Genomic DNA, 26881 nt, shown 5'->3' with positions numbered 1-26881 from the left:
TGCAACAGGTATGTGTACGTAATCGTAAAAACAAATCCAAAATATAATGAATCCTATAGCAGGCTGGGGAGTGTTCGAAATGGAGCAACAGGAATTATTTGATGTAACGGTGATTGGCGGCGGGCCGGCAGGACTTTATTCCGCTTTTTATAGCGGACTTAGAGAAATGAAAACGAAAATCATTGAGTTCCAGCCGCAGCTGGGCGGGAAACTGCATGTCTATCCAGAGAAAATGATTTGGGATGTAGGCGGGCTGACTCCCATTCCTGGGGCAAAATTAATTGAACAACTGGTTGAACAAGGATTAACGTTTGATCCAACGGTCGTGTTAAATGAAAAGGTAGAATCGATTACTCGAAATGAGGAAGGAATCTTTATTTTACAAGCGGCCTCAGGTCAAAGGCATTACTCCAAAACCGTTATTGTTGCCATTGGCAGTGGAATCTTGAAGCCGCAAAAGCCTGACATTGAAGGCGCTGAAAAATTTGAAGTAGCCAATTTACATTACACAGTGAAGGCTTTAAAAGATTTTAAAGATAAAACCGTGATTATTTCTGGCGGGGGAAATTCAGCGGTCGATTGGGCCAATGAATTAGAGTCGATTGCCAAAAAGGTATATGTTGCCTACCGAAAAGATGCGCTAAAAGGCCATGAAGCACAGTGTACGCAGTTAAAGAACAGCTCGGCTGAGTGCTTACTCCATACATCGATTACTAAGCTTATGGCAAGCAAGGATCAAGAAGTAATTGAAAGCGTGGAACTGACCAATCATGAAACAGGAGAGGTTTCTTATTTGCCGATTGATGAAGTGATTATTAATCATGGCTATGAACAGGATGCGGCTTTACTTCAAAATAGTGAGTTGAATATTGCGTTAGCGGATCAATACTATATTGCGGGCAATGCTGTCTGCGAATCTTCAGTAGATGGCCTGTACGCTGCCGGAGACATTCTCACCTATGACGGCAAAGTCAATTTAATTGCTGGTGCTTTCCAGGATGCCGCAAACGCAGTGAATAAAGCGAAACAATATATTCAGCCTGACGCCAATAAATTCGCTATGGTATCTTCTCATCATGAACTGTTTAAAGCGCGCAATAAAGAACTAGTGAAACAAATGGTCAAATAATCGCAGCAAAATCAACCCTTACCTTCGTGTGGGGGTTGATTTTTTTTCAAAATAAATATTGTTTTTTACCATAACAATTCCAAATATTTCATTCACGAGAAATTCATAGAGAATTAATATAAAATTAAGATTCGGTAAGTAGAATGGGATAGGATGATAGCACTAAGGTGCTATTCACTTTTTAGAGGAGTTCTTACTCATGAAATCACATATAGTACGAAGAAGTCTATTTAGCATCGTATTGATAACTGTCCTTATTGGCTGGCTGCTGGCTCAGCATAATAATCGGGGGTTTGCTGATATCGGAATAAATGTCCTTTCGGTTGCTGCTTATCTCACGGCTTTTGTGTGGATGCTCCATGCTTATAAAAATATAAACGGGAAACAAAAGTTTTTTTGGCTATTTTTTGCTTTGGGGATTGGCTTTTTATTAATAGCCAAGCTGGCCTCTGTTTATCAGATATTTTTGGCTGGAAACATGCCCCGTATGTTATGGGAGGATTTGTTTCGGATTTCTGGCTATCTCTGTTTCTTTGCCGGCTTTATGTTTGAAATAAAAGCAATCAAAAGCACGCTGCCGATGATTCGCTTTCTCATCAACATCATAATTGTCATCATTACAGTTTACAGTGTGAGCTGGCATTTTGTTGTGAATCCTATTCTGCAAGGAAATCAAGAAGTAACGCATACCGGTTTTTATATTTCCTCCATTAATCATGTGGTAAATATTAGCTTGCTGTTTTCAAGCGTCTGCCTTATTTTTATGCTAAAGCCACAGCAGAAGAAAATGAGTTTATACTTGATTGCGGCTGGCTTTTTCATTCAAGTTGTTGAGGACTTTTTCTACATCAATCATGTGCAGTATGCGGGAAACTGGCTAATTCTTTTAAGGCCGGCTTCCGCTTTACTGATGGGGTTAGCGGCTGTTTTGGCAGAGGAGTACCCGTGGAATCCCAACAAGGATGAGAAATTAGAATATAAAACCTACTACTTGACGATTCTTAGTGCTGGAACGCTCTTACTGATTACCTTCCATAATCACGAGACCAATGTGTTAGAAAAAGGGCTGCATTTGATTGTCATTTTGCTTTTATTACAGCAAATTCTAACCACGTTTGAAAATAAATCGATTTTTCAAAAGCTGCGGATGCTGGCCTATGCAGATGGAAACGTTCATTTAGAGAAGCCTTTGGCAGCTAAAAAAGCAAATGAGATGGCAAGGCTTCTAGCTAAGATTGAACAATTGGCCCATTATGATCCATTAACGGGATTGCCCAATCGAAACCTGTTCCAGATAAGTATGGATCGGGAGCTGAAACACGCAAAAGAAACCGGAAATAGGTTTTCCCTGATGTATATCGACATGGATCGCTTTAAAAATGTCAACGATAGCTTGGGACATGACAGCGGCGATTTGATGCTGCAGCAGGTATCCAACCGGTTAAAGGCAGCCGCAGGTGACCAGGCAGTTGTAGCCAGAATTGGCGGTGATGAATTTGCGATTATTTTGAGGGAGTCAGAGATTAGCCGCATAGAGCAGGCAGCGAATCAAATTCTTCATCAATTTAATTTACCGATGACGATTAATGATAATGAACTGTACATGACCCCAAGTATTGGCATTACCATCTATCCGGATGGCGGCAGAACGGCCAATGACCTGCTAAAAAGTGCGGATGCTGCCATGTATTTGGCTAAAGAAGAGGGCAAAAACAAATATAAGTTTTTCAATCATCATTTAAATGAACAAATCTCAAAGAAAATTCAGATGGAATCCAGGCTGCGCCGCGGGGTGGAGGAGGGCCGTTTTATCCTGTATTATCAACCCCAAGTAGATTTGCGGACTGAGAAAATCATCGGCTTTGAGGCATTGATTAGATGGAACGATCCAGAATTGGGCATGATATCACCGGTGGAATTTATTCCTGTAGCCGAAGAAACTGGGCTCATTGAGCCGATTGGGAAGTGGGTTTTGAAAACCGCCTGCGATCAATTAAAAGCCTGGCAGCAGATGGGGTTAAAAGACGTATCGATGTCAGTCAATGCGTCGATTCGGCAGTTTCAGAATCCTAACTATGTTCAAGAAGTAAGAAATATATTGGCAGAGACAAAACTGGACCCGAAATGCTTGAAGATTGAAATTACTGAGACCATCTTGCAAAACATGAATAAAACGAGAAAAATCCTGGATGAGTTAAGAGAAATGGGCATTCAAATTGCAATTGATGATTTTGGCACCGGCTATTCCTCTTTAAGTTATTTAAAAGATCTCCCGGTGAACTGCCTGAAAATTGATAAGGCGTTTATTGATGAGCTTACTGCACATGACGGCGGTCCGATTGTAAAAACCATCATCGACATGGGACGAAATATGAATTTTATGGTGATTGCCGAAGGCGTAGAAACCACTGAGCATGTTTCGTTTTTGCGGAACAATCAGTGCTTTGTTGGCCAGGGGTATTTATTCAGCAAGCCGCTGCCGGCAGCTGAGGCAGAACAAATTATTTTTAAAACAATGGCAACGATCTCTTAAAGAATAGTTGGCAGTTGTCCGATTGTTTTCGCATTTTCTGGGCCCAATTTCATAGAAAATTGGGCTCTTTTTTATCCAAAAAAAGGGAAACCTTCAAATCTTGGCATATATAACATTTGATTGTAAATGGGAGATAAAAAAATTTGTTTATGTTAAAATAGTAAAGTCGGTCTTTGCTTGGTCGGCATCTGCATCCTTTTATTAAATAGGATTTCTTTCATTCTTTACTTTTCTATGTTTGATGTAATATTCTTTTCAACCAAGCGAAAGAATAATACTCTGAGTAAGCCCACATTTTTATACTCCATTTTTTCGTCATATACTTACATAATCCACTCTTTTTTATTGCTATGAGATACAAACAGATTGTTAATTTAAAGGGGCATCATTGGGGGAAAATTAGAAAAGTAATTGTAATAGCTTTTTTCAGCGAAGATTTTAACAGAGAAAGGAACATTAGATGAGAAGAATATCAAACGTATTTTGGATTTCAGTTGCGATTTTACTCGCATGTGTAGTATTCGGTGTTTCGGCACCTAAAAGTTTTGAAGAGGCAACAGGACATTTACAGGCATTTCTTACAACATCCTTTGGATGGTATTATTTAATTTTAGTGACAATAATTGTTGTGTTTTGTATTTTTCTTATTTTCAGTCCTGTAGGAGCGATAAAATTAGGAAAACCTGATGAAAAGCCCGAGTACTCCAAAGCTTCCTGGTTTGCGATGTTATTTAGTGCAGGTATGGGGATTGGCCTTGTTTTCTGGGGAGCAGCTGAACCACTATCCCACTTCATAGATCCTCCGCTTGCAGAGGGGGGAACTGCTGCTGCTAATAAGGAAGCCATGAGGTACACATTTTTTCACTGGGGAATTCATGCATGGGCGATATACGCTATTGTTGCGCTTGCATTAGCCTACTTTCAATTCCGTAAAGGAGAACCAGGCCTCATTTCAGCTACTTTAAAACCTGTATTAGGAAAAAGAATGGAAGGAACACTGGGGACAGTTATAGATATACTAGCCGTTTTTGCTACAGTTATTGGAGTTGCGACAACGCTTGGGTTTGGTGCAGCACAGATTAATGGCGGGTTATCCTATTTATTCGGTATTCCCAATAACTTTACTGTTCAATTAATCATTATTGGGATTGTAACCGTCCTATTTATGATGTCGGCATGGTCTGGACTAAGCAAAGGGATAAAAATTTTAAGCAATACTAACATGTTTTTAGCAATCGCCTTACTTGTATTGATGTTCATCGCAGGACCGACTATCCTAATCTTAAACATGTTTACAGATTCACTAGGGGGATACATTCAAAACATAATTCAAATGAGTTTTCGAATTGCACCTCTTAATGAAGAACACCGCTCTTGGATTAATGCTTGGACTATTTTCTATTGGGCATGGTGGATTTCATGGTCGCCATTTGTAGGTATCTTTATAGCCCGTGTATCTAGAGGCAGGACGATTCGAGAATTTTTAATTGGCGTTTTATTGCTGCCTACTCTCGTAAGCTTTTTATGGTTTGCTGTATTTGGTACCTCAGCCATTGAAGTTCAAAATGCAGGAAGTATTGACCTAACGAAATTTGCTACAGAGGAAGTATTGTTTGCAATTTTTAATGAGTTCCCAATGTCGACAATTCTTTCAATAGTAGCGATCACACTTGTTTGTACCTTTTTTATCACTTCTGCCGACTCAGCAACATTCGTACTAGGAATGCAAACAACTTACGGATCACTTACTCCGCCAAATTCAGTAAAATTAACTTGGGGAATTGCGCAATCTTCGGTAGCAATCATTCTTTTATATAGTGGTGGATTACAAGCATTACAAAATGCATTAATTGCAGCAGCCTTCCCATTTTCCATAATTGTTGTATTAATGATGATTTCTCTTTACCGGTCTTTAACAAAAGAGAAAAAGGAACTTGGATTATATCACAAACCAAACCCACGTAAACATCATAACTAGCAATTCCTGTTGCTGCCTCCTATTCTTATGGGTCCATTATGTGAAAAGAGCCAAAAGGTAGGAGGCGCTCTTTCTGAGAGAGGCACACTTTTTTAGGTCAATGTGCGAAGCGATTTCGTTCTTTTATTGACATATACCTTTATAATAACCGTCTTTATGGATTCTTTGGGGACTTTCAAATGAAATACTAAAAGTAGTGCCTTGATTTAATTGACTATCCACATGGATCGTTCCCTTATGGTTTTGAATGATTTTATAGCTCACCATAAGCCCTAAGCCATTCCCGTCTTGCTTTGTTGTAAAAAAAGGTTCACCCAGCTTTTTCACCTGTTCTTTTTCCATTCCGATTCCATCATCCGATATTTTGATGGATATATTCTGGAGCGTCCTTTCAAGCAAAATCAAAATATTGCCTCCATTGGGCATAGCCTCAATGGAATTCTTAATTAAATTTAAAAAAACTTGTTTTAATTGATTTTTTTCTCCAGGAATAACCACTTCCTCTTTTGGCAATTGATATTCAATATTCACGTTTTTAAGGTTTGCTTCCGGCTCGAGAAATTTAATCACACTAGTTAAAATACGATGGATATTACATTCACTAAATTGAATTTGATGGGGTTTTGAAAAAATCATGAATTCACTGACAATAAAATTGATCCGATCAATTTCATCAAGGATGGTGTTAGTATAGTTTGGTTTTAATGCGGTTTCATTTAGAAGCTGAACAAATCCTTTTATGGTTGTTAACGGGTTTCGTATTTCATGGGCAATTCCTGCTGCCAATTCTCCAATCATCGAGAGCTTCTCTGTTTTGCGCAACGTTTCTTCTGTATTCCGTTTTTCAGTAATATCATATTGAATGGAAATATGTTTATAACGTTCACCGTTTGAATCAACAAACGGGATGATGGTCGTATCCAGCCAATATTTTGTCCCATCCTTTGCTTGATTAAGGATTTCTCCTTTCCATACCTCTCCACGTTCGATGGTCTCCCATATTTCATTGAAAAATGCCGGAGGATGAAAATTAGAAGAGAAAATATCATGTTTTTTCCCGGCCAATTCTTCTCTTGTATACTTATATAACTTGCAAAATTTATCATTGGCATATAAGATTTTATCTTCATGATCCGAAATGGCAAAAATGGTGGCTTCATTTAAGGCTTTCTCCAAATCTGCCAGCTCTCTAAGTGTCATTTTTAAATCCTCTTTCGACTCATCCAAGGCAAGTTTAATAAATGACATTTCCGCATTGTATATATTTAATAAGGTTTTGGAAATAATCTGATATAAGTTTTCGATTAATTTCACCACTTCAAAATAGCTGTTGAGAGAAATCTCATTTTGAAGAATTTCTTGTTCAAGCAATTCTATAATGGAGCGGCGGGTCAGATACACAAAATGAACAGATTGATCTAATGAAGCCTTAGATTTAATTAATTTGAGACCAAAGACTTTGACAAAGGCTATTAAATCATTTTTGTGTTTTTCATTAGGGTCAATTAAATACTCCCCTATATGAATAAATAAGTTCTCCTTTGATTCTTTTGGAAAATCCACTTTATCGAATATAGGATTTAAAAATTTTTCTTCGCCCATTGGCGAATCGATTAGTTGAAATGGATCCCCGCTTATTTCTTTTATCTTCGCTCCAATGTACTCAATTTGTTTGTTCATTCGATACCTCATAAAAGAATATTTTTCATAATTTATAATTAGACAAATTTTCGCCAAATCCCTTTTCTTCTGACAATTTTATCGATAACTTTTACCATAGGCTATAGACCATTCTGTCAAAATGCTTATGTGGGCTATAATAAGGAAAAAGGAAATATTTTAAATTCATATTATAGGTATAAATTTATGACGAAAAAAAGTGCGCAAAAGAGGAGGAGCGGCTATTATGGCACGTGTTTTATTTATAAATGCTGGATCAGAAGGGCATATCAATCCAACGATTGACGTTGTGCAAGAGCTTATTTCCCGCGGGGAAGAGGTAGTGTACTTTTCAATCGAAGATTTTCGAGAACGTATAGAGAAGACAGGGGCTGCGGTACGAACAATTGACGGCCAAAAATTTATCCAAGCCTTTCTTTCAGGAGGAAGAAAGTATGTACCTGAAAGAATCAACGGTCTTTTACATACAGCAGATGCGGTTATCCCCAGCGTTTTGGAACAGATCAAAGGTGAGGATTTTGATTACATCATCCACGATTCCATGTTCGGCTGTGGCTATTTACTTGCCCGAATTCTTAAGCTTCCGGCCATTTGTTCATGCACTTCATTTGCACAATCTAAAGCAGCCTTCAATACAATGCTGGAACAGCTCTATACTAAAATTCCTGCGGAAAGAGCGAAAAAAATACAGGATGAATTTCAAAGCCTGACCGTAAGCGTGAAGGAAAAATATGGTGTGGAGGTTCCATCTCCTTTTGAAGTTTTTTGTAATCCCGCACCACTTACCATCGTGTATACAACTAGGCAATTTCAACCCAATAGTGAGGAATTTGACCAAACCTATAAATTCGTTGGTCCATCGATCTCATCAAAATTCAAGCAAAATAACTTTGACCTTGATGCAATCAAAGGGAGAAATCCGATTTATATTTCACTTGGAACGGTATTTAACAGAGCTGCTGATTTTTATAAGCTTTGTTTTGAAGCATTTGGAAACAGCGGTCATACAGTGGTCATGTCGATAGGGAATCGAACCCCGCTGGCTGATTTAGGTGAGATCCCCCCCAATTTTATGGTGAAAAACTACGTTCTACAAACCGAAGTATTGAAATACGCTAAATTATTTATCACACATGGGGGAATGAACAGTACCCATGAGGGACTCTATTTCGGGGTTCCCTTGATTGTCATACCGCAAAGTGCAGATCAGCCCATCATTGCTGGGCAGGTTGCCAAAATCGGAGCCGGACTTACGTTACAAATGGAAAGCTTGACGGCCAATCAATTGCACGACGCCGCAGAATTTGTGTTAAACGATCTATCTGTTCATAAAGCGGTTGCAGCGATGAGGGAATCTTTTCAAAAATCGGGCAGGAATCATCAAGCAGTTGAGGAAATTTTCGATTTTAAACGTCAAAATAATATATCCCTATAAAGCATAAGCAGCCATATATAATAGCCATCTCTGTGGACCATTATTTTAAGTATTTACAAAAAGTTCCATTATTGACACACTCCACTATTCCGTGTTACTATATACCTGTATTAAGTAATACAAAATACCGGAGATAAGAATACCAAAAATATAAATGAAATGCTGATCAGCAAGAATTGAAACATTTCTGGGCTAACTTTATATCAAGTAAACTAAACGAATTAAAGGCAAAATAATGGAGAATCAAACATACGGATTTAAGCGAAATGAAAGCATAATGTGAAATGAACAGCTAATAAGATGAAGGAGGAGACTACAGTGAACTTTTTTGAAAAAATCACCGGCAGCGATATGACGAAAGAAATGAAAGGTTTTGAAGCACGCGCACAAGTCTTGCCAGCTGCATATCAAACTGCTTGGAAAGAAATCTCAAGCAATCTCTGGATTCACGGAGATTTCACCGGTCGTAATCTGATGCCGATTCTTGACAGTGCTCTTGAATTGCTTGAAGTGACATCAGCAGACGGCCAGAGCGTCGAAGAAGTGCTGGGAGATGATATCAAAGGCTTCTGCGCAGCACTTGTTGGTGCCGAGGGTGCAAAAACTTATCGAGATAAATGGCGTGACCAGCTTAATAAGAACGTAGCAAGAAAATTAGGAGGGCTGAAATGAGTATTAAAAAAATCATCGAAGGTAAAAAGGAATGGAGAGCCCATGTTTCACGTGTTAAAGCGCTTCCGCAAGATTACCAAATTGTCTATAAAGAGATCCAAAAATATCTTTTCAAAGTCGGTCCTGTTGAGCTAAATGAAGGCACCGGACTGCTCTCCGAAATTCTCAGCTTCTTTGAAGAAGGGGCAGCTGCCGGCAAAGGGGTGCTTGAAGTCACAGGAACAGACGTTGCTGCTTTCTGCGATGCGCTGATGGAAGATTCAAAAACTTACGCTATCTCTATCAAGAATCGGTCAATCAAAAAGTCGATAAGGCTATGAAAAAATAGAGGAACACGGCCGTTAGGCAAAATTCTATCGAACATTTGCCTAACGACTATGCTAACCTCCCAAACTCTTCTTAAATTTGTAGAATATGTGACATTCCTTTGAAGGGAGTTTACTTTTTTTTTTAAGATTATATAATACCCCTATAGGTATATGTATTGAAAATTAATAATGTATAACATTTATAAATCTGGAGGGATTAACGTGACTCAAAAAGTTATCATCATAGGTGGAGTGGCTGGTGGAGCAACAGCTGCTGCAAGATTAAGAAGAATTAGCGAAGATGTGGAAATCGTTCTTGTTGAACGTGGAGAACATATTTCTTTTGCTAACTGTGGATTACCATATTACATTGGTGAAACGATTAAGGACAAAAACAAATTATTAGTACAAACTATAAAAGGAATGTCGGAACGATTTAATCTTGATATCCGCCATTTAAGCGAGGCAGTAAACATTAATCCTGAGGATAAAAATGTATGTATTAAAAATTTACAAACGGGTGAAGTATACGAGGAATCCTATGACAAGTTATTGTTATCACCAGGAGCAAGACCGATCGTACCACCTATCCCTGGGTTAAATGAAAACGAGACCGTGTTTACTTTAAGGAGTATTCCTGATACTGACAAAATCAAAAACTATGTGGATGCCAATAAACCTCAAAAGGCGGTAATTATTGGCGGTGGATTTATTGGCATAGAAATGGCCGAAAACCTAGTAGATCTAGGGATCCACGTTACCATTATTGAAATGGCTAATCAAATTATGGCTCCCATCGATTTTGAGATGGCTAGTATTCTGCACACTCATTTAAAAGAAAAAGGCGTGACGTTATTCTTAGAAAATGGTGTGGAGTCTTTTGCTGACCAAGGAAAGAGGATTATCCTTTCCGATGGAACAGAAATCGAAACCGATATGACCATTCTATCGATCGGAGTCAGACCGGAAAATGAATTAGCCAAGACAGCTGGATTAAGGTTAGGCGGGCGCGGAGGAATTGTTGTTAACGAATATCTTCAAACTTCTAATGAGAATATTTTTGCTGTTGGGGATGCGGTGGAGGTTGTCGATTATATGAGCGGTACAAAGGCAATGATTCCACTTGCAGGACCAGCTAACCGCCAAGGGCGCATTGCGGCAAATAATATAATGGGCAAAAAAGAGAGGTATCAAGGAACATTAGGTACTTCCATTGCGAAGGTGTTTGATTTAACGGCTGCAGCAACTGGAAACAATGAGAAAATATTGAAACGTTTAGGTATTTCGTACGAAGTTGTTCATATTCATCCAAGCTCTCATGCGGGGTATTATCCTGGCGCATCACCGATTGCTTTAAAATTAATTTTTGATAAAGAAACTGGAAAAATTTTTGGTGCACAAGCGGTTGGAGCTGATGGGGTTGATAAGCGCATAGACGTTATCGCTACTGCAATTAAAGGAGGATTAACAGTTGAAGATTTGACAAATCTAGAATTATCTTATGCACCACCATATTCTTCTGCAAAAGATCCTGTCAATATGGCTGGATATGTTGCTTCTAATATTATGGAAGATGAATTGGAAACGATACAGTGGCATGAGGTAGATCAAGTAGTTGCTGCAGGAGGAGTATTAATCGATGTTCGTGAACCAATGGAGCGTGAATTTGGATTTATTAAAGGGTCTAGCAATATACCGCTAAATGAACTAAGGAATCGATTGACAGAACTTCCAAAGGAACAGACGATTTATGTCAGCTGCCAAGTTGGATTAAGAGGGTATATTGCAAGCCGGATTCTAAAAAATAATGGGTATTTGGTTAAAAATGTGGACGGGGGCTGGAAAACATATTCCTCTGTTTTCGGAAGCAATTGTTAAGACTTGTCCAGATCATTACTGTCAAAATGATTTTAAAAAATGTGATATTTTTAAACTTCATATTGATTGCAGTCTTTTTCTGCTAAAACTAATTTTTGAAAGTACCTCATTGACATTATACCTATAGGGGTATATTATAGAGCGTGTCAATGACATTGTTTCATTATAGGCTGAAACGGCCCCCTTATCATTTTAACCTTTATTTTGTATAAAAGATATTTCCCGATCATTTTATATATTTTGAAGGAACTTGATTTGGATAAAATAAAGGTAACCGATTTAAGAGATTTCGATGAACCATATAAGAACCCAATTGAAGGAGGCATAAACAATGGATTACAATGATCAAATGAAAAACAGAGTAAAACGCATTGAAGGACAGTTACGTGGAATTTTAAAAATGATGGAAGAAGGCAAGGACTGTAAACAAGTTATCACGCAGTTAACTGCTACTAGAAGTGCCATTGACCGCACTATAGGGGTAATTGTTAGTTCCAATTTAGTGGATTGTGTTCAAAAAGCAAACGATACTGGGGAAAAAAGTATGGAAGAATTAGTACAAGAAGCTGTGAATTTGCTAGTAAAAAGCCGATAAAAAAGGGTTGACACCCTCTTTTATTTTCACTAATATTTATACCCATAGGGGTAATGGTATTAAGACGATGGAATTACAAAGTTTTTGATGCTTAAGGTTAAGCCTGTCCGATGCCAATTGTGAAAACAAAGAAAGCCATGAATAAAATGGAATCGAGAATCCATACAAAGGAAATGGTGCTTAGAATGATCTTAGGGTGCCTGGCAAGATCAGACGGTCAATTTTTTAATTTTAAAAATACCCGCATACGTATATGAGAGGATTATTCTAGGAGGTACACAATATGTCTGAAAAGAAAAAAACAACAATTATTTTGTTCAGTGGAGATTACGATAAGGCAATGGCAGCCTATATTATTGCAAATGGTGCAGCTGCATATGATCATGATGTAACGATTTTCCATACGTTTTGGGGATTAAATGCCTTACGTAAAGATGAAAATATTTTGGTGAAAAAAGGCTTCATGGAAAGAATGTTTGGAAAAATGATGCCGAGAGGCGCGGATAAAATGGGACTTTCCAAAATGAACTTCGCCGGATTTGGTCCCAAAATGATTAAAGATATTATGAAAAAGCATAACGCGGTGCCTTTACCCCAATTAATCGAAATGGCACAGGAACAAGATGTAAAACTTGTAGCTTGTACAATGACCATGGATTTGTTAGGTCTTAAGCAAGAAGAGCTTTTAAGTAATATTGAATATGCAGGAGTTGCTGCATACTTAGCAGATGCGGAGGAAGGTAATGTGAATCTGTTTATATAATACCTAACAGGGGTCTTCCCCTGTATAAAAAGGAGGTTTCCAATGGAATATGTAAATTATCTTGTTATTGCACTATTTTTATTCATTATGTTCAAGAGGTTCTTACCAACAAATGGTGTTCGCAATATTTCAACAACGGAATTGAAAGCAGAATTAAATGATAAGAATATACAATTTGTCGATGTACGTACACCTGGAGAGTTTAAAGGAAACCATATAAGAGGTTTTAAAAATATTCCTCTCCATCAACTTGCCCAAAAAGCAGAGAAAGAACTTTCAAAGGAAAAAGAAGTAATTGTGATTTGTCAAAGTGGGATGAGAAGCGGGCAGGCTAGTAGGATCCTAAAAAAATTGGGATTCACAAAAATTACAAATGTCAAAGGCGGCATGAATACTTGGAATTAAAAAATTTTTAGGAGGAGAAATAATATGAAACAAATTACAGCCAAAGAAGTTGAAACATTATTAAATCAAGGAAAAAAATTAGATATTATTGATGTTCGTGAAGTCGATGAAGTAGCAGCTGGGAAGATTCCTGGTGCTGTAAATATTCCATTAGGATTAGTTGAGTTTCGCATGCATGAGTTGGATAAAACGAAAGAGTATATCATGGTTTGCCGTTCAGGAGCAAGAAGTGGCCGCGCTACTCAATTTCTTGAAAGCTATGGATTTAACGTAATGAACATGAATGGCGGCATGCTTACTTGGGAAGGTAATGTCGAATAAATTTTTTTAATGAGAATAATACCCTGATAGGTATTGAAATAGGAGACTATATTAATGTTGAACATGAAGGCAAACATGATTTTAGATGCAAAGGGATTAGCGTGTCCGATGCCTATTGTAAAAACAAAAAAGGCAATGAATAATCTTGAGGCAGGGCAAGTATTAGAAGTTCAAGCAACAGATAAAGGATCTAAGGCTGACCTGAAGGCTTGGTCGGAAAGTACTGGTTACCAGTATTTGGGTACATTGGAGGAAGGTGACGTATTAAAGCATTTTCTACGCAAATCTTCTAATGATGAATCCATTGGAAAAAAGCACCCAAATGTAATCAGCAACGAAGAGTTAGAGAAAAATCTTGAGGCAAGCGAAAATATCGTAGTAATTGATGTTAGAGAAGCCGCAGAATATGCCTTTAATCATATCCCTAATGCAATTTCTATTCCCTTAGGAGAATTGGAAAACAGAGTCAATGAATTAAACAAGCAAGATAAAATATTTGTAGTCTGCAGGACAGGTAACCGCAGCGATTTTGCAGCACAAAAATTAACGGAAAATGGATTTACAAAAGTAATAAATGTTATTCCAGGAATGAGTCAATGGACTGGGAAAACAACAGGAATCAATAGATGAGAAGATATAGAATATAAATTCAATTCCTGTTTATACAACTTTACGTTGTCCTTATTGTGTTAAGGATTTTTTGTAAAATTAATACCATGGGGGGAAAAGGAAAATGACTGTAAAAGGAATGACTTCAAAAGAGGTAACCCAAAGAGTTTTTAATAAAGAAGAGTTATTTATTCTGGACGTTCGAAATGAAAGTGATTATAAAGATTGGAAAATCGATGGTGAAAACTTTAAGTATTTAAATGTTCCTTATTTTGAATTGCTTGATGGAGTAGAAGAAGTGATTGAAAAGATTCCTACTGATAAAGAAGTATTAGTGGTGTGTGCAAAGGAAGGCTCATCCGTAATGGTAGCAGAAATGCTTTCCGATGCCGGGTTAAACGTGTCATACCTTAAAGGTGGAATGAAGTCATGGAGTGAGCATTTAGAACCAGTTAAGCTGGGTGACCTGAATGATGGAGGAGAAATTTTTCAGTTTGTTCGAATTGGTAAAGGCTGTCTATCCTACATGATTGTTTCACACGGTGAAGCAGCACTGATTGATGCAACACGTATGACGGATACGTATCTTGAATTTGCTAATAGCATTGGCGCGAAAATTACCCGCGTTTTTGATACGCACCTTCATGCTGACCATATTTCCGGAGGACGGACAATTGCTGAGAAAACTGGCGCAACCTACTGGCTGCCGCCAAAGGATGCAACAGAAGTAACCTTTGATTACCAACCATTAGAAGACGGGAATGACATAACTATCGGAAATACGGTCATTACTATTCATGCATTATATTCTCCTGGCCACACGATTGGTTCGACTTCTTTTGTAGTGGATAATAAGTTCCTGCTTTCAGGTGATATCTTATTCATCGATTCAATTGGCAGACCTGACCTTGCAGGCAAGGCAGAGGACTGGGTAGGAGATTTAAGGGAGACTCTTTATAAGCGTTATAGAGAATTATCTGAAGAACTTATCGTTCTTCCAGCGCATTTTATGATCATTGATGAGTTAAACAATGATGGCAGTGTATCAGAAAATTTAGGTACACTCTTTGCGAAAAATCACGGGCTTAATATTGAAGATGAAAATGAATTTAGAAGATTGGTAACGGAAAACTTGCCGCCGCAACCAAATGACTATCAAAAGATTCGTCAAACCAATATGGGGAAAATCAGCCCAGACATGGATGAGCAGCGCGAAATGGAAATCGGGCCAAATCGTTGTGCGGTTCGTTAAGACTAAAATTGGAGGTATTATTAAAATGGAAGCATCAAAAATAGTAGACGCTAAAGGATTGGCATGTCCATTGCCGATTGTTAAAACAAAAAAAGCAATTGGAGAGCTTGAATCCGGTCAAGTTTTAGAAGTGCATACAACTGATAAAGGGGCAAAAAATGACCTAGCAGCCTGGGCGAAATCAGGCGGACACGAGCTTATGAAACATGTAGAAGAAAACGGCGTGCTAATATTTTGGATTAAGAAAGGGTAAAATAATGGGGAACCAATGTAGGTTCTCTTTTCTTAAGAGGAGTTGTGTTAAAGATCCCAACTAGGATGACAATTGTCTCGTCCTTAGCCATCACACTTATTTCATCGATTGGAACTGTTTCTGGAAAAATCTCAACAGGACAAGTGTCAATTTTGCCTGCTCTCATTATGGTGGTTGCGAGTTTAATCGCTTCACCTATAGGTGCTTATACTGGTAAAAGAGTGAATACTAAGGTATTACAAATTATCATGGGAATTTTAATTTTTGCTGTGGCAATGAAGACGTGGACGACAATTTTATAATTTGAATAAAATTCGGATGGTTCGATCTTTTTCAACCATCTATTTTATTGATGTGTGAAAAGCAAATTCATGAATTGCAATAAAAAACGCCTAAACCCTTAGTACATAAGGGATTAGGCGTTTTGTTAATATATCATTTTTAAGGTTAAGAAGGATTAACGCTTTTTTTGTAGAACTTATTGCACTAAAGGATCTGTAGGCTGATTTTACTATAACCTTAACTCTATTCATAAGAAAAATAAAATAGAATTTCATACGATTTGGTTAAAGGGGGGAAACACAATATGATTCCAGCAAAAATGGATCCCGTTTCGATCACTGCGATAAGAGAAAAAGGAGCGGGATCCATCCTCGATTGGTTCGAACAGCATAGCCAAGCGTTCTATACACTTGGCTGGACCTATCTTAGAACTCAACAGCAAATGGAAGAGCTTTTTTACTTGTCCATTATAAAGGTCCAAAAGGAACTTCCACGATTTAAAAATGAAACATCATTCGAAACATGGGTTACCTCCATATTCATACATATCTGCCGTGAGTTTTCTCATGATAAAAATTTACAAGTTTCAAAGGAAAGTGAACTGCGGCAGGATTTATTTATAGCGCTTGACCAACTGAAAGAGTCCGAGAAAGAAGCGGTTGTCCTTACCTATATAAATGGAATCCCTATGGATCAAACAGCACATCTTCTCCAAGTTTCAGTGCAAAAGGTAAAAGAGCTTTTGTTTTCTGGGATCCAGTCTCTTAGAAAAGAAATGGGGTACGGATCAGCCTTTTACGGCTGTAAGGAGTATCACGGGGATTACATCGATTACTTAGAAAGAACCTTGGAGCGGTCGAGGAAGATTGATTTAGAAAAGCATATTTATCAATGCCAAAACTGTCAGGAGGATTTGGCAGCATTCCAGGATGTCATGCTGGAGCTCACGGAAAGGATGGAAGATTTGCCTATGCCATCTGGCTTCATGGAAAACGTCAAAAATCGATTGGCAGAAACGGATAGGCGCAGAAAAGAGAAGAACCAGAAACGGAAAAGAAAAGCGCTTGTTATTGCCGGTATGTTCGCATTGTTAATGGGTATAGGTTATTTTACAGGAATGTTTTCCAGCCTCTACTATACATGGACAGAGGAGAATCTGGAATTGCGTGCCTTTTTGAAACAGGACCTGGGTGAAAGGCTGAACCTGGAAGCAAAAAGCGATGGGGTGAAAATCAAGATCAAGGGTGTGGTTGCTGACGAGGTTCAGACGCTTGTTTTTTATGAAATCGAAGATACAAATAAAGATAATCAATATGTAATAAATTATGATGATGGGGTATTTGTGGAGAATTCATATGAAATCATGAACCGTTCAGCAAATCCACGGTACAATCCGCTTGACCTTGAATCAGAGGTAAATAAGGAAGCCAAGAACGTTTATCAGGGAAAAATTAGTCTGCTCCCACTTTCCAAGGATAACGGGACAATCAAACTCAATATTTCAAGACTTATGAAATTGAATCCTAATTCTTATGATGAGAATGGGTTTAGGATGAATGATGAAATGGACTATGCAACAGGGGATTGGAATTTCGAGATCCCCGTAACGAGACAGCCTTCCATCGAATATGCATTGAATGAAGAAACCGAAATTGAAGGGATCCCGGTTCGATTTGATAAACTAACCATCGCTCCAACCGCGGCGATTTTGCAATATAGCATTAGAAATGAACAGTCAAAGAAGCAAATGTTTCTTAATTTTGACAGTTTAGAAGTGAACGATAAAAAAGTGAAAGCGGATATTTATGGCAGCTCTTTTGTGGAAACCAATCAAGACATGGATTGGAGTACTTTTCAAACACCATTTGAAGCTCTAGCAGGAGAAAAGCCAAAAGAGGTTAAAGTCCATTTTGGAGCCATTAATCTAAATATTGAGGACCATAAAAGCATTGAACTGGATGCGTCTAGAGAATATCCTCAAACCTTTGACTATGCAGGCAGCACAATCACCATCGAAAAGGTGGAAGTGGGACAGCCGACCAAAGTGGTCTTAAGCAATCATGACATTAAAAATCGAGCATATGAGTCGCTTCAATTTAATATTATAGGTGAGGATGAAACGGTCCCTACTTCAATGGATATGAGTCCAGAAGGAGTGCTGGTTGATAAAAACGGGAAAGAATACGATTTGAATCGAGGCAATTTTGCCTATGAAGAAATTGAGCAGCCTCGATACTTCACTACAGTTGATAACATAGAATTGCACAGTGACAACGTTGGAGAAGAAGTGAATCCAAAAAGATTGGAGATTTATGGATATAACACAACCAAATATTTGGCTGATGTTGTGAAGATTTCATTGGAATGAGAGAGGTATTTCACCAGACATGATCATCATGTTAGAAGTTATGGACAAAGGGACAGGTCTGTCCCTGGTCCGTTTTAGTCTAATGGAAAATCTATATATTTTTGAATTAAAAGATAGATTGCCAGAATTAAACCTAGTAGACTGGCCTTTATTTTGGCGGGATGGCTTCTTTTATATGCATGCAGATAAGCGGTGACTAAGACAAAACCTAAAGGGAACCATATCTGAAATAAACCGCCTGTTTCTGTGTAACGGGAATAAAGCGGCGCTATGTAGGAACTGATCAAGAAATAAAAAAATAGCGTAAACCGCCGATTTTCTAATTCTTTGCCCCATTTCATTAACAAGAAGAGAATGATGGCAGCTATGATGAAAGGGAGAAAATTTATAGTGACATTTTCAAATTCAATTTTCACTAGTAAACATCCCTTTCTTTATGGAGATCATTTTCTTATGGAGCTCAAATATATTTTAAGTTTAACACCAGAAGTGGAAAAATACAGTGAATAAACGATGAAATGATATGAAGGATAAGGACAAGCCATCTGCAGTCTGTTAGAGGCTTGTCCTTATTCCTTCCCAGTCTCTATTTCTCGTTTCATTTCCACCAATTTTTCCTTGTCGGCTGACTTGGCATTGGGATAACTGGCCAAAGCTACATCAATCAAGTTTAATTTATCTTGGTCAAAGAGGACATAATCACTGTTAATCATGGTTAGATAGCCCTGAAGAGGATTTCCTTCGCTAATGCTTTTTTTTAAGTCCATTAAATGAGCTAAATATCCTTCTTGCCAGCCATTCCCTTCAGGCTCCATTTTTGCTAGTTCACTAGCCTTTTCCACAGACTCAACCGCAGTATCTATTTCACCATTGAAAAGCAAGGTATCTGCATAATAGGTATAGGAGGCAGCATTTTCTGGATCCAAATACAGAACCGTCTCACGGTACTCTTTTGCCTTTTTATAATCGCCCATTTCCATATAGATGTTGCCGATTCGGTGATTGGCAAGAACATGATTTGGAACCATTGATAGGACTTGATCCAGAACTGCCAGCTCTCCTTGCCAATCCTTTTCGATGTCCAGGGTGTCTGCTTTATCCATTAATTCTCGAACATTATTCATTTCCTTGATAAAGGTCTCTCCATAATCGCTAATGCTCTGAGCGGTTACGGCTTTAAAAGCCTCATCAAAAGAAGTCGGTTCCGGCACATCCATAAGTTTTTGAAGGACATTTGGCCCCTCATGTTCGATTAAATAACTAATGAGCAAACGGCTCTCGGAATAGGGATCATACGGTTCTTTTAGATGGCTCCGCCATTGTCCAAGAGTCGTTAAATCATCAAAACTTACAAACTCAAAGTTCTCATCCAAATCTCTGACTCCGAGAGTAAAGTCCTCTATGTAACTGGCTGCCCCTTCATTAAACCAGACGGGCAAATTTCCAAATGAAGGCTGGCCCAAACCTGAGTACATGAGATGATGGGCATATTCATGCATCATCGTCTCTTTAAATTCGTTCAGTGGGATCATATCAGAAGGTATCGGTATATGAATTGTCTGGTCGCTAGCATGATATTCACCCCCGAATTTGGCCCCATCCAATCTTTTATCATTATTCATGGAAAGCTCGTTAAGATTATCAAAGAAAACAACTTTAACCGGGAGAGTGTGATCGACTTTCCCAAATAAGCTTTGGTACTTGGTTTTTGCCGTGTCGATTGCTTTCATTGCTGCATCGATCAACTGTTGATCATCCATGTCTTTTGTATAGTAAAACGTAATATTGCCAACCTTTTGATGGTCCATTTGTTCTAATTGCTGATTGCTTTTATTACTTGTGATACTATCAGTTATTTCTTTGTAATAATCCATTTTTTGTTCAGTGGTCAGGACTTGATTATCTTCATATAAATAGTCATCTAATTGATAGATTGCTAAGTTTAAAAAGGCTATTACCAGAGTAGATAGTGTGAGGAAGATGGCTGAAAGGATCGCTATGACCAGCTTGCTCTTGTTTTTTGACGAATAGGTTTTCGATCTAAAGCTAAATACAATAACAAGAAGTATGGAAAAAACAAGAAGAAGCCATGCATTAATCCCAGCTTGTCCATCTAAGTACAAGGTTAGAACAAAAAATAAACAAGATACAATAAGGATCACCGCGATACCGACTAAAATCCGGAAAATATTTTTCATCTTTCACTCTCCCTATACTTAGTATATCTTCCAAGAAAAAACATGTCTAACATTGGAAAATAAATGACATCCCATAGTGGAATCGTTTAAAATAAATTTGTTACCTATAATTTGGAAGTTCATCAATAAGGTTCAGGACGTCGCAGGTATTTTAAGGGGGAAAAATGATAAAGATATATGAAATAAAAGATAGAATGGATTTGTTTGATCAAGCCGTAGACTTCTTTTGGAAACAATGGGGAAGCACAGAAAATGTGAGGTTTTATCATGATTGCATGAAACATTCTTGCAACGCCAAAAGTGAATTGCCTCGTTTTTATTTGGCTCTCCAAAATGATCAGCTAATCGGTTCCTATGCCTTGCTAACAAACGATTTAATAAGCCGCCAGGATCTAACTCCATGGTTGGCTTGTTTATATGTTATTCCAGAATTAAGAGGAAAAGGATTTGGCTCTCTTTTGCTTCAACATGCTGCCAAAGAGGCCAATAAGAAAGGATTTGAAAATTTTTACCTTTGTACAGATTTAGAGGGGTATTATGAAAAATACGGATGGAGTTATATGGCGGAAGCCTATATTTTTAATGGCCAGCCAACAAAGGTATATGTGAAAACGACTGCCAGCTAACATTCCTGATTGCCCAGAGGCATTGGCACTGGCAAAATAAACAATTAGTAAAGAGGCCATTCCGTGGAATGGCCTCTTGGTCTGAGATATACCTTAACTAATTTTTTTCAAAGCGATGTCTTTCTCTTCTTCTTTTGAACCTAATCGATAAAACCAAAAACCTAGTACTGCGAAAACGACCGGTCCAATCACGAGTGGGGCATATTGGGCAACAGTCGTATCAGGAGATGGAATTAACGTTAATACGATTGTTCCAATAACTGATAATAATCCAATGCCAGCAACGAAATAAGCTGTTATATCTCTTTTCACATTAAATGGCCTAACGCTTGTTTGTCTGTTTTCCGAAGCTTGATATAAGCACATATTAAAAAGACATAAGGTATAAAGAACGCAAGAGTGGCCACTAATATTAACAATAGTGGTCAGCCATGTGTTTTCAATTATTTCCTGATGGGTGGCAGCATAAGCGATATTGACCATGATCCCGATCCCGATCATTAAAGAGGGATAGTAAGTGAAATTGGCAACCCAATAAAACCAACCGCATAGAAAGCTTGCCTTTTTGCCAAACGCGCGGTTTACCCATGCGATGATCCCGCCTTGCTCAGGATAGGTGGTCGATAGTTCCGCTACGATTAAACTAATGGGAATAAAGTAAAGAAGTGCCGCGATGACCCAAAACAAAATGGCAGAGGGTCCAACCGTAGCGGCGAACGGAATGTTTTTTAAGCCCATAATGTTATTGATGCTAATGAGTGATAAGCCCAAAACACCGAGCTTCTTTTTTTCTATGGTTTTCCTGATGTTTGCTTTCTCCCAAATAAGATTCATTCAAATAGTAATATAATAATAATCATGTGTGTATAATTATTCAATTTGTTTTATTAAAATAATGCTTTTAAATGTATTTTGACTTTTTTATGAATTTGGCTCTGTTAGTTCATTGTTGATTCTCGTGTAGGTATGAGAATTAATAAGCGGAGAATTTCCGTCTATTGTAGTTAGAGGGGCCTTAAGAAGCCGATATAAGGGGAGAAATTCCGCTTAACGGCTCTAAATAAGCCAAAATTCATTGATTTTGATACAATAAACGGAAAAAATCCCCTTATTTTTAAGGAAATACGGGTATTTCCCAATTTAAGCGGAATTCCTCCCTTTATTTTTCAAGCACAGAAAATCAACGTTCAGTTATAACATAGAGGATATTTTTCAGGCTAGCCCTAAATTTAAACAAGCGCTTTTTGCACTGTTACCTTCCATATCAGGCACCCAAAAACGGAACCAAGTTTGATACAATCTTAAAAGCAGCACAAACAAGGAGAAGCAAATGACGACAACCAAAACCTATATTATGGAGTGGCAGCAAGCGCTGCAGCTAGAGATCAACTATTTAAAAAAGTTTGGCGGAAGCCGATATTCAGTGACCAATGGAAGGCTGCTATCGAACGACGGCCCGTATAGCTATTACTTTGATACCGCCATTTCGTTAAGAATTCCGGTGGGTTCCTCAATCAAATTGGAATGGGGAACGATGATAACGAGCGGCAAGGTGCTTTCCTCTGAAGGCAGGGGAATCATTTTGGCATTAGAGCAAAGCTTCGGAGACCTCATCCCGGATGCGTATTTGATGCATGACCCATGGGAATTGCTCGAACAATTAATCGAACGCTTGGATGAAATCAAAAAGAGCAAACAAAAGCGGCTGAGAGTGAAACGATTGATGAATCCTCCCATGAAAGCCAATCATCCAGTTGAAAAGATTACGAGTAATGTCCACGAACTGGTGCTGCGGTCCAAATACAATCCGGTCACGTTCGTCTGGGGACCGCCGGGTACCGGAAAAACATACACCTTAGCCAGAACGGCAGCCAACAAATATTTTCAGCAAAAAAAAGTATTGATCCTGTCCCATAGCAACCAAGCTGTCGATGTAGTGATGAGGGAACTGACTGATTTTATTAAAAAGAAAAAACGATTCCGTGAAGGGGATGTACTCCGCTACGGCGGGAACCCCGGTGAGACGCTGGCAGCCCATCAGGAAATTACCACTAATCTGCTGATAGAACAGCAGGACCCTCATCTTGCCCATGATAGAGAGAGGCTGGTGGAAGAAAGGAGGGCCTTAAAGCAGGACCTGGCCGATTCTTTTAGCAAACGCGATTCGGATCATTTGCTGGAGCTTGAAACACAGATTGCAAAATTGCTGGAAAAAGTTCGAAAAAAAGAGGTTCAATTAGTTAAAGATGCGTTCATTGTTGGGACGACGCTGGCAAAGGCAGCTAGTGACAGTGCTGTATATGAAGTGGAGTATGATGTCGTTATCCTCGATGAAGCGAGCATGGCCTATGTTCCGCAGGCCGCTTTTGCCGCGGCTTTGGGCAAGCGGGTCATTATTTGTGGGGATTTTAAGCAGCTGCCTCCGATTGCTGCAAGCCGGGACCCCCTTGCAGCCAAATGGCTGAAAGAGGATGTGTTCCATCATGCTGGGGTGGTTGAGTCGCTAAATGAAGGGAAGCTTCATCCTCAGTTTTTTCTATTAAAAGAGCAGCGGAGGATGCACCCTGAAATTTCTGCTTTTACGAATCGGTACATCTATCACTCGCTGGTAGGAGATCACGAAAGTGTCTTTAAAAGCAGAAATAAGATCGTAAGCCTTGCTCCTTTTCAAGACCAGGCGGCTGTGCTGGTGGATACCAGTTTTACGGGTTTGCATTGTATGAGTGATAAGGCGACCAATTCCCGGTTCAACCTATGGCAGCTGCTGCTGTCTTTTCAATTGATTCATGAAGCCTATTTGGGGGGAGCAAAATCGATTGGGTATGTGACACCGTACCGGGCACAGGCGAATCTTATGGAACTGCTTCTTGAAGAAATCTATGAGAAGGAGCGCAGCCAAGCAGATATTATTGCCGCCACCGTCCACCGGTTTCAGGGGAGTGAACGGGATGTGATGATCTTTGATACGGTCGATAGTGCCCCGCAAGATCGGGCTGGTATGCTAATGACCGGCAAGGATAGTGAACGCTTGATCAATGTGGCAATTACGAGAACGAAAGGAAAATTTCTTCATGTCAGCAACCGGCATTTTATTGAAAAGCACATTTATCGCGGAAAAACACTAAGGCAGCTCGTTGATCATCAGGTTTGGCACAACCAAACGGTCACGACAAAAGAAATAGGCTCATGGATTCGAAACCAGCTGCCAAAATTGAGATGGATGCATGCGCGTAAATTAGCAGCTGTGTTTCGGGACCTGAATTCGGCCAAGTCATCGATTCTTATTTCTTTGCCGAAGGGTGCCAAGTTAACTGAAGAGTGGAATCAGCAGTTACGAAACAGAGGCAAAGGAATTACGTTGACGGTTATTTCCGAACAAAGATGGAGCAGCTCAGATGTATGGCGGGAAAAGAGTTTTCCGTTTCCGTTTGTGATGGTTGACAAGAAGGTGTTATGGCTGGGATTTCCATTGGAAGGAGCCAGAGAAGTCCAACCGCCCTATGTAGCGGCTAGACTGAGTTCAAGCAAGGTTTGTGAGTATTTGTTAAGGCAGTTTTAATAGAATTTTCTCTATCATGCCCAAAACAACCTCCGTGTTATTTACGAAACAATACCATGGAGGTTGTTTGACATCACGATCTTAATTGAGAGGGAGTTCTTTTACATAATACCAAAGCTATTTTTTCCATTTTTCTTTATGTCGTACATCGCTTTATCCGCTCTATTCATCACGGATAACAAAGAGTCAGTTTCTTTATAAGCACTGATTCCAATACTTGCCGAAATTGATATTTTGTGAGAATCAATCAAATATTGTTTAGCTAAAGATTCCACAATAGCAGCTGCCATTTTTTTCACACCAATTTGATCGCTGTCAGATAACAACATAATAAATTCATCCCCAGCAAAGCGGCATAAAAAATCACCCTCCGGCAATTGTTCTTTTAACCTGCAAGAAACCTGTCTGAGTAATTTGTCTCCTACGTAATGGCCAAAAGTATCATTTACAGATTTAAATCCATCTAAATCAATAAATAATAGATAAAAGTGACATTGATTTTGGTTGATAGTTGCCTTCATTTCATTTTGAATTTTTTCAAACAAAAAATGCCGATTAGGTAATTTCGTTAACTCATCATGATAGGCTAAAAATTTCAACTTTTCGTTTGCGTCCTTTAACTGTAAATTCTTTCGGTTTATTTCTTGATTTAATGATTCATTACTATAAATTGTAGTAAACAAGCGAATCATTAATAAGACGATGGAAATAAAAACGCCAATAAATAAAGGATTTTTTATATCATAAAAATGAATGTATAACACAAAAAGAAAAATGATCATGATAGAGTATGGAATAAATAATCGAAAATATTTTTTGGGATACGTTCTCTGATTTACTTTAAAATTGTCTAAACCTGAAAATCCTATAAGTAAATTCGATAAAACCCATAACGGATCAAGAAGATGGTCAAAAAGATAAGTAGTATGAGCACTTTGATAAAAGTTAATACTATTGGCCATTATATTGATAAGAAAACCTAAAATAATTAAAAGTATCGATTTAGATAATGAAGTATAAAGAAAAATAATTAAACATGCAAATAATATTGTTAAATCTGCTATTGGATAACCTAAAGAAGTAATGGACATTAACAAGGAATGAGCATCAAAAGTTGGCATTAAAAAGGGACGAACGATAAATACCCAGGATAAAGTTGCAGTTATGACTGTAAATATCAAGATGTCAAATAGGTAAGTAGCTGCCAATACAACTTTATGAGTTTTAAAATAGTAAATTAAGGCCCAAATAAAAAATATATATACTAATAACATGAAAAAATCATATAATCCCAAAGTTGGAGGGGACATATGCATATATTCATAGTAAGTCCAGTAAATACTGCCTATAGAATAAGATAAACAACCTAAAAGCAATAATAGTGTAAATTTTTTTATTTGATTATTTTGGTTAGTGTATGTTTTTAGAAGAACGGTTACAGTGATGAGGCTAGTTATAGTAAGCAAAATATTGCTAACAGTTGAAAGCAAAATTGGATTGCCCTCTAAAAAAAATAACAAACTATAGTCAGCTAAAATGTATAGAAATAAGAAAAAAACAGGTTTGACTGCCAATGATCTAACTCCTTTTGATAAAACGCATAATTATTAAAGCATGGAAGCAATTCTTTTTAACATCGGATAAAAAAAGGCGAACCTCAAATACTAGGTTCACCTATTTGATCCGGTTCCTTTGCCGGTCCGGCACCTTTACGAGTGGGTTCAGGTCCGTGACTTTGCGTCCTCACCTTTTTAAGAATTGTATAGAGTGCTTACTTTTTATTTAGTTTGCTAAGGATATTATACTAAATAATCAAAAAGTCTCAATTGTCTAAATGAAAAAGTGAGATTTTACGTATTTTTGTATATTATGGAAAGTACCTCGCCTCTATACTAGTGTTAACTCAATATCAATATAATAGAGGCAAGCGCCTGCCACCACCCGGAATTGGTTGAATACTTATCGACATAACTGGGTGGCGGCAGGTGTTTTTGAATTATAAGAGTATTTAGATAATTTGTTGACAACCTATAAATA

At 38.2% G+C, this 26881-nt stretch carries 22 protein-coding genes and 2 pseudogenes; 19 read left to right on the top strand and 5 right to left on the bottom strand.

Going from position 1 to position 26881, the window contains the following annotated elements; genetic code table 11:
• The first annotated feature begins 79 nt into the window (after positions 1 to 79).
• From NFS43_RS05995 to NFS43_RS05985, 3 genes are all read left to right on the top strand, one after another.
• A complete protein-coding gene (locus NFS43_RS05995; protein ID WP_251550481.1) occupies positions 80 to 1129 on the top strand; it encodes an NAD(P)/FAD-dependent oxidoreductase in 1050 nt (349 codons plus the stop codon).
• A gap of 199 nt (positions 1130 to 1328) precedes the next feature.
• Complete coding sequence (locus NFS43_RS05990) at positions 1329 to 3662, top strand: putative bifunctional diguanylate cyclase/phosphodiesterase (protein ID WP_251550479.1); 2334 nt, start codon at positions 1329 to 1331, stop codon at positions 3660 to 3662.
• 460 nt (positions 3663 to 4122) lie between these two features.
• The gene (locus NFS43_RS05985) at positions 4123 to 5640 is read left to right on the top strand and encodes a glycine betaine uptake BCCT transporter (RefSeq protein ID WP_251550478.1); all 1518 of its coding nucleotides are present in this window, start codon (positions 4123 to 4125) and stop codon (positions 5638 to 5640) included.
• Positions 5641 to 5763: 123 nt separating this feature from the next.
• On the opposite strand, the gene NFS43_RS05980 is transcribed toward NFS43_RS05985, so the two are convergent.
• Positions 5764 to 7320, bottom strand: coding sequence for a PAS domain-containing sensor histidine kinase (locus tag NFS43_RS05980; RefSeq protein WP_251550476.1), 1557 nt, complete (start codon positions 7318 to 7320; stop codon positions 5764 to 5766).
• A 226-nt stretch (positions 7321 to 7546) separates the two neighbouring features.
• Between NFS43_RS05980 and NFS43_RS05975 the strand changes: the two genes are divergently transcribed.
• The 14 genes and pseudogenes from NFS43_RS05975 (at position 7547) to NFS43_RS05905 (ending at position 18461) form a co-directional block, all read left to right on the top strand.
• The gene (locus tag NFS43_RS05975) at positions 7547 to 8755 is read left to right on the top strand and encodes a macrolide family glycosyltransferase (RefSeq protein ID WP_251550474.1); all 1209 of its coding nucleotides are present in this window, start codon (positions 7547 to 7549) and stop codon (positions 8753 to 8755) included.
• 318 nt (positions 8756 to 9073) lie between these two features.
• Positions 9074 to 9427, top strand: a complete 354-nt coding sequence (locus tag NFS43_RS05970; protein WP_251550472.1) for a DUF1048 domain-containing protein — start codon at positions 9074 to 9076, stop codon at positions 9425 to 9427.
• Positions 9424 to 9755: pseudogene (locus NFS43_RS05965) on the top strand (DUF1048 domain-containing protein). Before NFS43_RS05970 ends, NFS43_RS05965 begins: the two are co-directional and overlap by 4 nt.
• A 202-nt stretch (positions 9756 to 9957) precedes the next feature.
• Positions 9958 to 11613, top strand: coding sequence for a CoA-disulfide reductase (locus tag NFS43_RS05960; RefSeq protein ID WP_251550470.1), 1656 nt, complete (start codon positions 9958 to 9960; stop codon positions 11611 to 11613).
• Between the two features lie 204 nt (positions 11614 to 11817).
• Entirely contained in the window at positions 11818 to 11958 is a 141-nt protein-coding gene (locus tag NFS43_RS05955; RefSeq protein WP_251550468.1) for a hypothetical protein, read from the top strand.
• The gene (locus NFS43_RS05950) at positions 11945 to 12208 is read left to right on the top strand and encodes a metal-sensitive transcriptional regulator (RefSeq protein ID WP_251550466.1); all 264 of its coding nucleotides are present in this window, start codon (positions 11945 to 11947) and stop codon (positions 12206 to 12208) included. The genes NFS43_RS05955 and NFS43_RS05950 overlap by 14 nt, the downstream gene beginning before the upstream one ends.
• A gap of 283 nt (positions 12209 to 12491) precedes the next feature.
• Positions 12492 to 12971: a DsrE/DsrF/DrsH-like family protein gene (locus NFS43_RS05940; protein WP_251550464.1), complete on the top strand. Its 480-nt coding sequence runs from the start codon at positions 12492 to 12494 to the stop codon at positions 12969 to 12971.
• Between the two features lie 42 nt (positions 12972 to 13013).
• Positions 13014 to 13376 carry a rhodanese-like domain-containing protein gene (locus NFS43_RS05935; protein WP_251550462.1) on the top strand — a complete coding sequence of 121 codons (363 nt, stop codon included), beginning with the start codon at positions 13014 to 13016 and terminating at the stop codon, positions 13374 to 13376.
• 24 nt (positions 13377 to 13400) lie between these two features.
• Positions 13401 to 13697 (top strand): rhodanese-like domain-containing protein, encoded by a 297-nt coding sequence (locus NFS43_RS05930; RefSeq protein ID WP_251550460.1) that lies wholly within the window; start codon positions 13401 to 13403, stop codon positions 13695 to 13697.
• A 54-nt stretch (positions 13698 to 13751) separates the two neighbouring features.
• Positions 13752 to 14327, top strand: a complete 576-nt coding sequence (locus NFS43_RS05925) for a sulfurtransferase TusA family protein (protein ID WP_251550458.1) — start codon at positions 13752 to 13754, stop codon at positions 14325 to 14327.
• Between the two features lie 103 nt (positions 14328 to 14430).
• Positions 14431 to 15558 (top strand): MBL fold metallo-hydrolase, encoded by a 1128-nt coding sequence (locus tag NFS43_RS05920; protein ID WP_251550456.1) that lies wholly within the window; start codon positions 14431 to 14433, stop codon positions 15556 to 15558.
• Positions 15559 to 15583: 25 nt separating this feature from the next.
• A complete protein-coding gene (locus tag NFS43_RS05915) occupies positions 15584 to 15811 on the top strand; it encodes a sulfurtransferase TusA family protein (RefSeq protein WP_251550454.1) in 228 nt (75 codons plus the stop codon).
• Between the two features lie 41 nt (positions 15812 to 15852).
• Positions 15853 to 16113 (top strand): annotated as a pseudogene (locus tag NFS43_RS05910) (TSUP family transporter); the annotation flags it as partial.
• 284 nt (positions 16114 to 16397) lie between these two features.
• A complete protein-coding gene (locus NFS43_RS05905) occupies positions 16398 to 18461 on the top strand; it encodes a sigma-70 family RNA polymerase sigma factor (protein WP_251550452.1) in 2064 nt (687 codons plus the stop codon).
• Between the two features lie 74 nt (positions 18462 to 18535).
• Here the strand turns inward: NFS43_RS05905 and NFS43_RS05900 are convergent, their stop codons facing one another.
• Positions 18536 to 18877 (bottom strand): hypothetical protein, encoded by a 342-nt coding sequence (locus NFS43_RS05900; protein ID WP_251550450.1) that lies wholly within the window; start codon positions 18875 to 18877, stop codon positions 18536 to 18538.
• A gap of 153 nt (positions 18878 to 19030) precedes the next feature.
• Positions 19031 to 20659 (bottom strand): peptidase MA family metallohydrolase, encoded by a 1629-nt coding sequence (locus tag NFS43_RS05895; protein WP_251550448.1) that lies wholly within the window; start codon positions 20657 to 20659, stop codon positions 19031 to 19033.
• A 164-nt stretch (positions 20660 to 20823) separates the two neighbouring features.
• On the opposite strand from NFS43_RS05895, the gene NFS43_RS05890 reads away from it, so the two are divergent.
• A complete protein-coding gene (locus NFS43_RS05890) occupies positions 20824 to 21285 on the top strand; it encodes a GNAT family N-acetyltransferase (RefSeq protein ID WP_251550447.1) in 462 nt (153 codons plus the stop codon).
• A gap of 93 nt (positions 21286 to 21378) precedes the next feature.
• On the opposite strand, the gene NFS43_RS05885 is transcribed toward NFS43_RS05890, so the two are convergent.
• Entirely contained in the window at positions 21379 to 22119 is a 741-nt protein-coding gene (locus NFS43_RS05885; protein WP_251550445.1) for an amino acid permease, read from the bottom strand.
• 496 nt (positions 22120 to 22615) lie between these two features.
• Here NFS43_RS05885 and NFS43_RS05880 point away from each other — a divergent pair, with 496 nt between their 5' ends.
• Positions 22616 to 24844 carry an AAA domain-containing protein gene (locus NFS43_RS05880; protein WP_251550444.1) on the top strand — a complete coding sequence of 743 codons (2229 nt, stop codon included), beginning with the start codon at positions 22616 to 22618 and terminating at the stop codon, positions 24842 to 24844.
• 101 nt (positions 24845 to 24945) lie between these two features.
• Here NFS43_RS05880 and NFS43_RS05875 read toward each other — a convergent pair whose 3' ends face one another.
• The gene (locus NFS43_RS05875; RefSeq protein ID WP_251550442.1) at positions 24946 to 26418 is read right to left on the bottom strand and encodes a GGDEF domain-containing protein; all 1473 of its coding nucleotides are present in this window, start codon (positions 26416 to 26418) and stop codon (positions 24946 to 24948) included.
• Between the last annotated feature and the right edge of the window lie 463 nt (positions 26419 to 26881).

Source organism: Neobacillus muris (assembly GCF_943193175.1).
Classification (GTDB): domain Bacteria; phylum Bacillota; class Bacilli; order Bacillales; family Cytobacillaceae; genus Neobacillus; species Neobacillus muris.
This window is presented reverse-complemented; position numbering and strand designations above follow the sequence as displayed.

Coding starts and splice junctions, on each gene's coding strand:
- NFS43_RS05990 (WP_251550479.1), top strand. CDS start 1,329: ATGAAATCACATATAGTACGAAGAAGTCTATTTAGCATCGTATTGATA.
- NFS43_RS05940 (WP_251550464.1), top strand. CDS start 12,492: ATGTCTGAAAAGAAAAAAACAACAATTATTTTGTTCAGTGGAGATTAC.
- NFS43_RS05890 (WP_251550447.1), top strand. CDS start 20,824: ATGATAAAGATATATGAAATAAAAGATAGAATGGATTTGTTTGATCAA.
- NFS43_RS05905 (WP_251550452.1), top strand. CDS start 16,398: ATGATTCCAGCAAAAATGGATCCCGTTTCGATCACTGCGATAAGAGAA.
- NFS43_RS05935 (WP_251550462.1), top strand. CDS start 13,014: ATGGAATATGTAAATTATCTTGTTATTGCACTATTTTTATTCATTATG.
- NFS43_RS05880 (WP_251550444.1), top strand. CDS start 22,616: ATGACGACAACCAAAACCTATATTATGGAGTGGCAGCAAGCGCTGCAG.
- NFS43_RS05985 (WP_251550478.1), top strand. CDS start 4,123: ATGAGAAGAATATCAAACGTATTTTGGATTTCAGTTGCGATTTTACTC.
- NFS43_RS05995 (WP_251550481.1), top strand. CDS start 80: ATGGAGCAACAGGAATTATTTGATGTAACGGTGATTGGCGGCGGGCCG.
- NFS43_RS05930 (WP_251550460.1), top strand. CDS start 13,401: ATGAAACAAATTACAGCCAAAGAAGTTGAAACATTATTAAATCAAGGA.
- NFS43_RS05895 (WP_251550448.1), bottom strand. CDS start 20,659: ATGAAAAATATTTTCCGGATTTTAGTCGGTATCGCGGTGATCCTTATT.
- NFS43_RS05915 (WP_251550454.1), top strand. CDS start 15,584: ATGGAAGCATCAAAAATAGTAGACGCTAAAGGATTGGCATGTCCATTG.
- NFS43_RS05975 (WP_251550474.1), top strand. CDS start 7,547: ATGGCACGTGTTTTATTTATAAATGCTGGATCAGAAGGGCATATCAAT.
- NFS43_RS05950 (WP_251550466.1), top strand. CDS start 11,945: ATGGATTACAATGATCAAATGAAAAACAGAGTAAAACGCATTGAAGGA.
- NFS43_RS05885 (WP_251550445.1), bottom strand. CDS start 22,119: ATGAATCTTATTTGGGAGAAAGCAAACATCAGGAAAACCATAGAAAAA.
- NFS43_RS05980 (WP_251550476.1), bottom strand. CDS start 7,320: ATGAACAAACAAATTGAGTACATTGGAGCGAAGATAAAAGAAATAAGC.
- NFS43_RS05925 (WP_251550458.1), top strand. CDS start 13,752: ATGTTGAACATGAAGGCAAACATGATTTTAGATGCAAAGGGATTAGCG.
- NFS43_RS05920 (WP_251550456.1), top strand. CDS start 14,431: ATGACTGTAAAAGGAATGACTTCAAAAGAGGTAACCCAAAGAGTTTTT.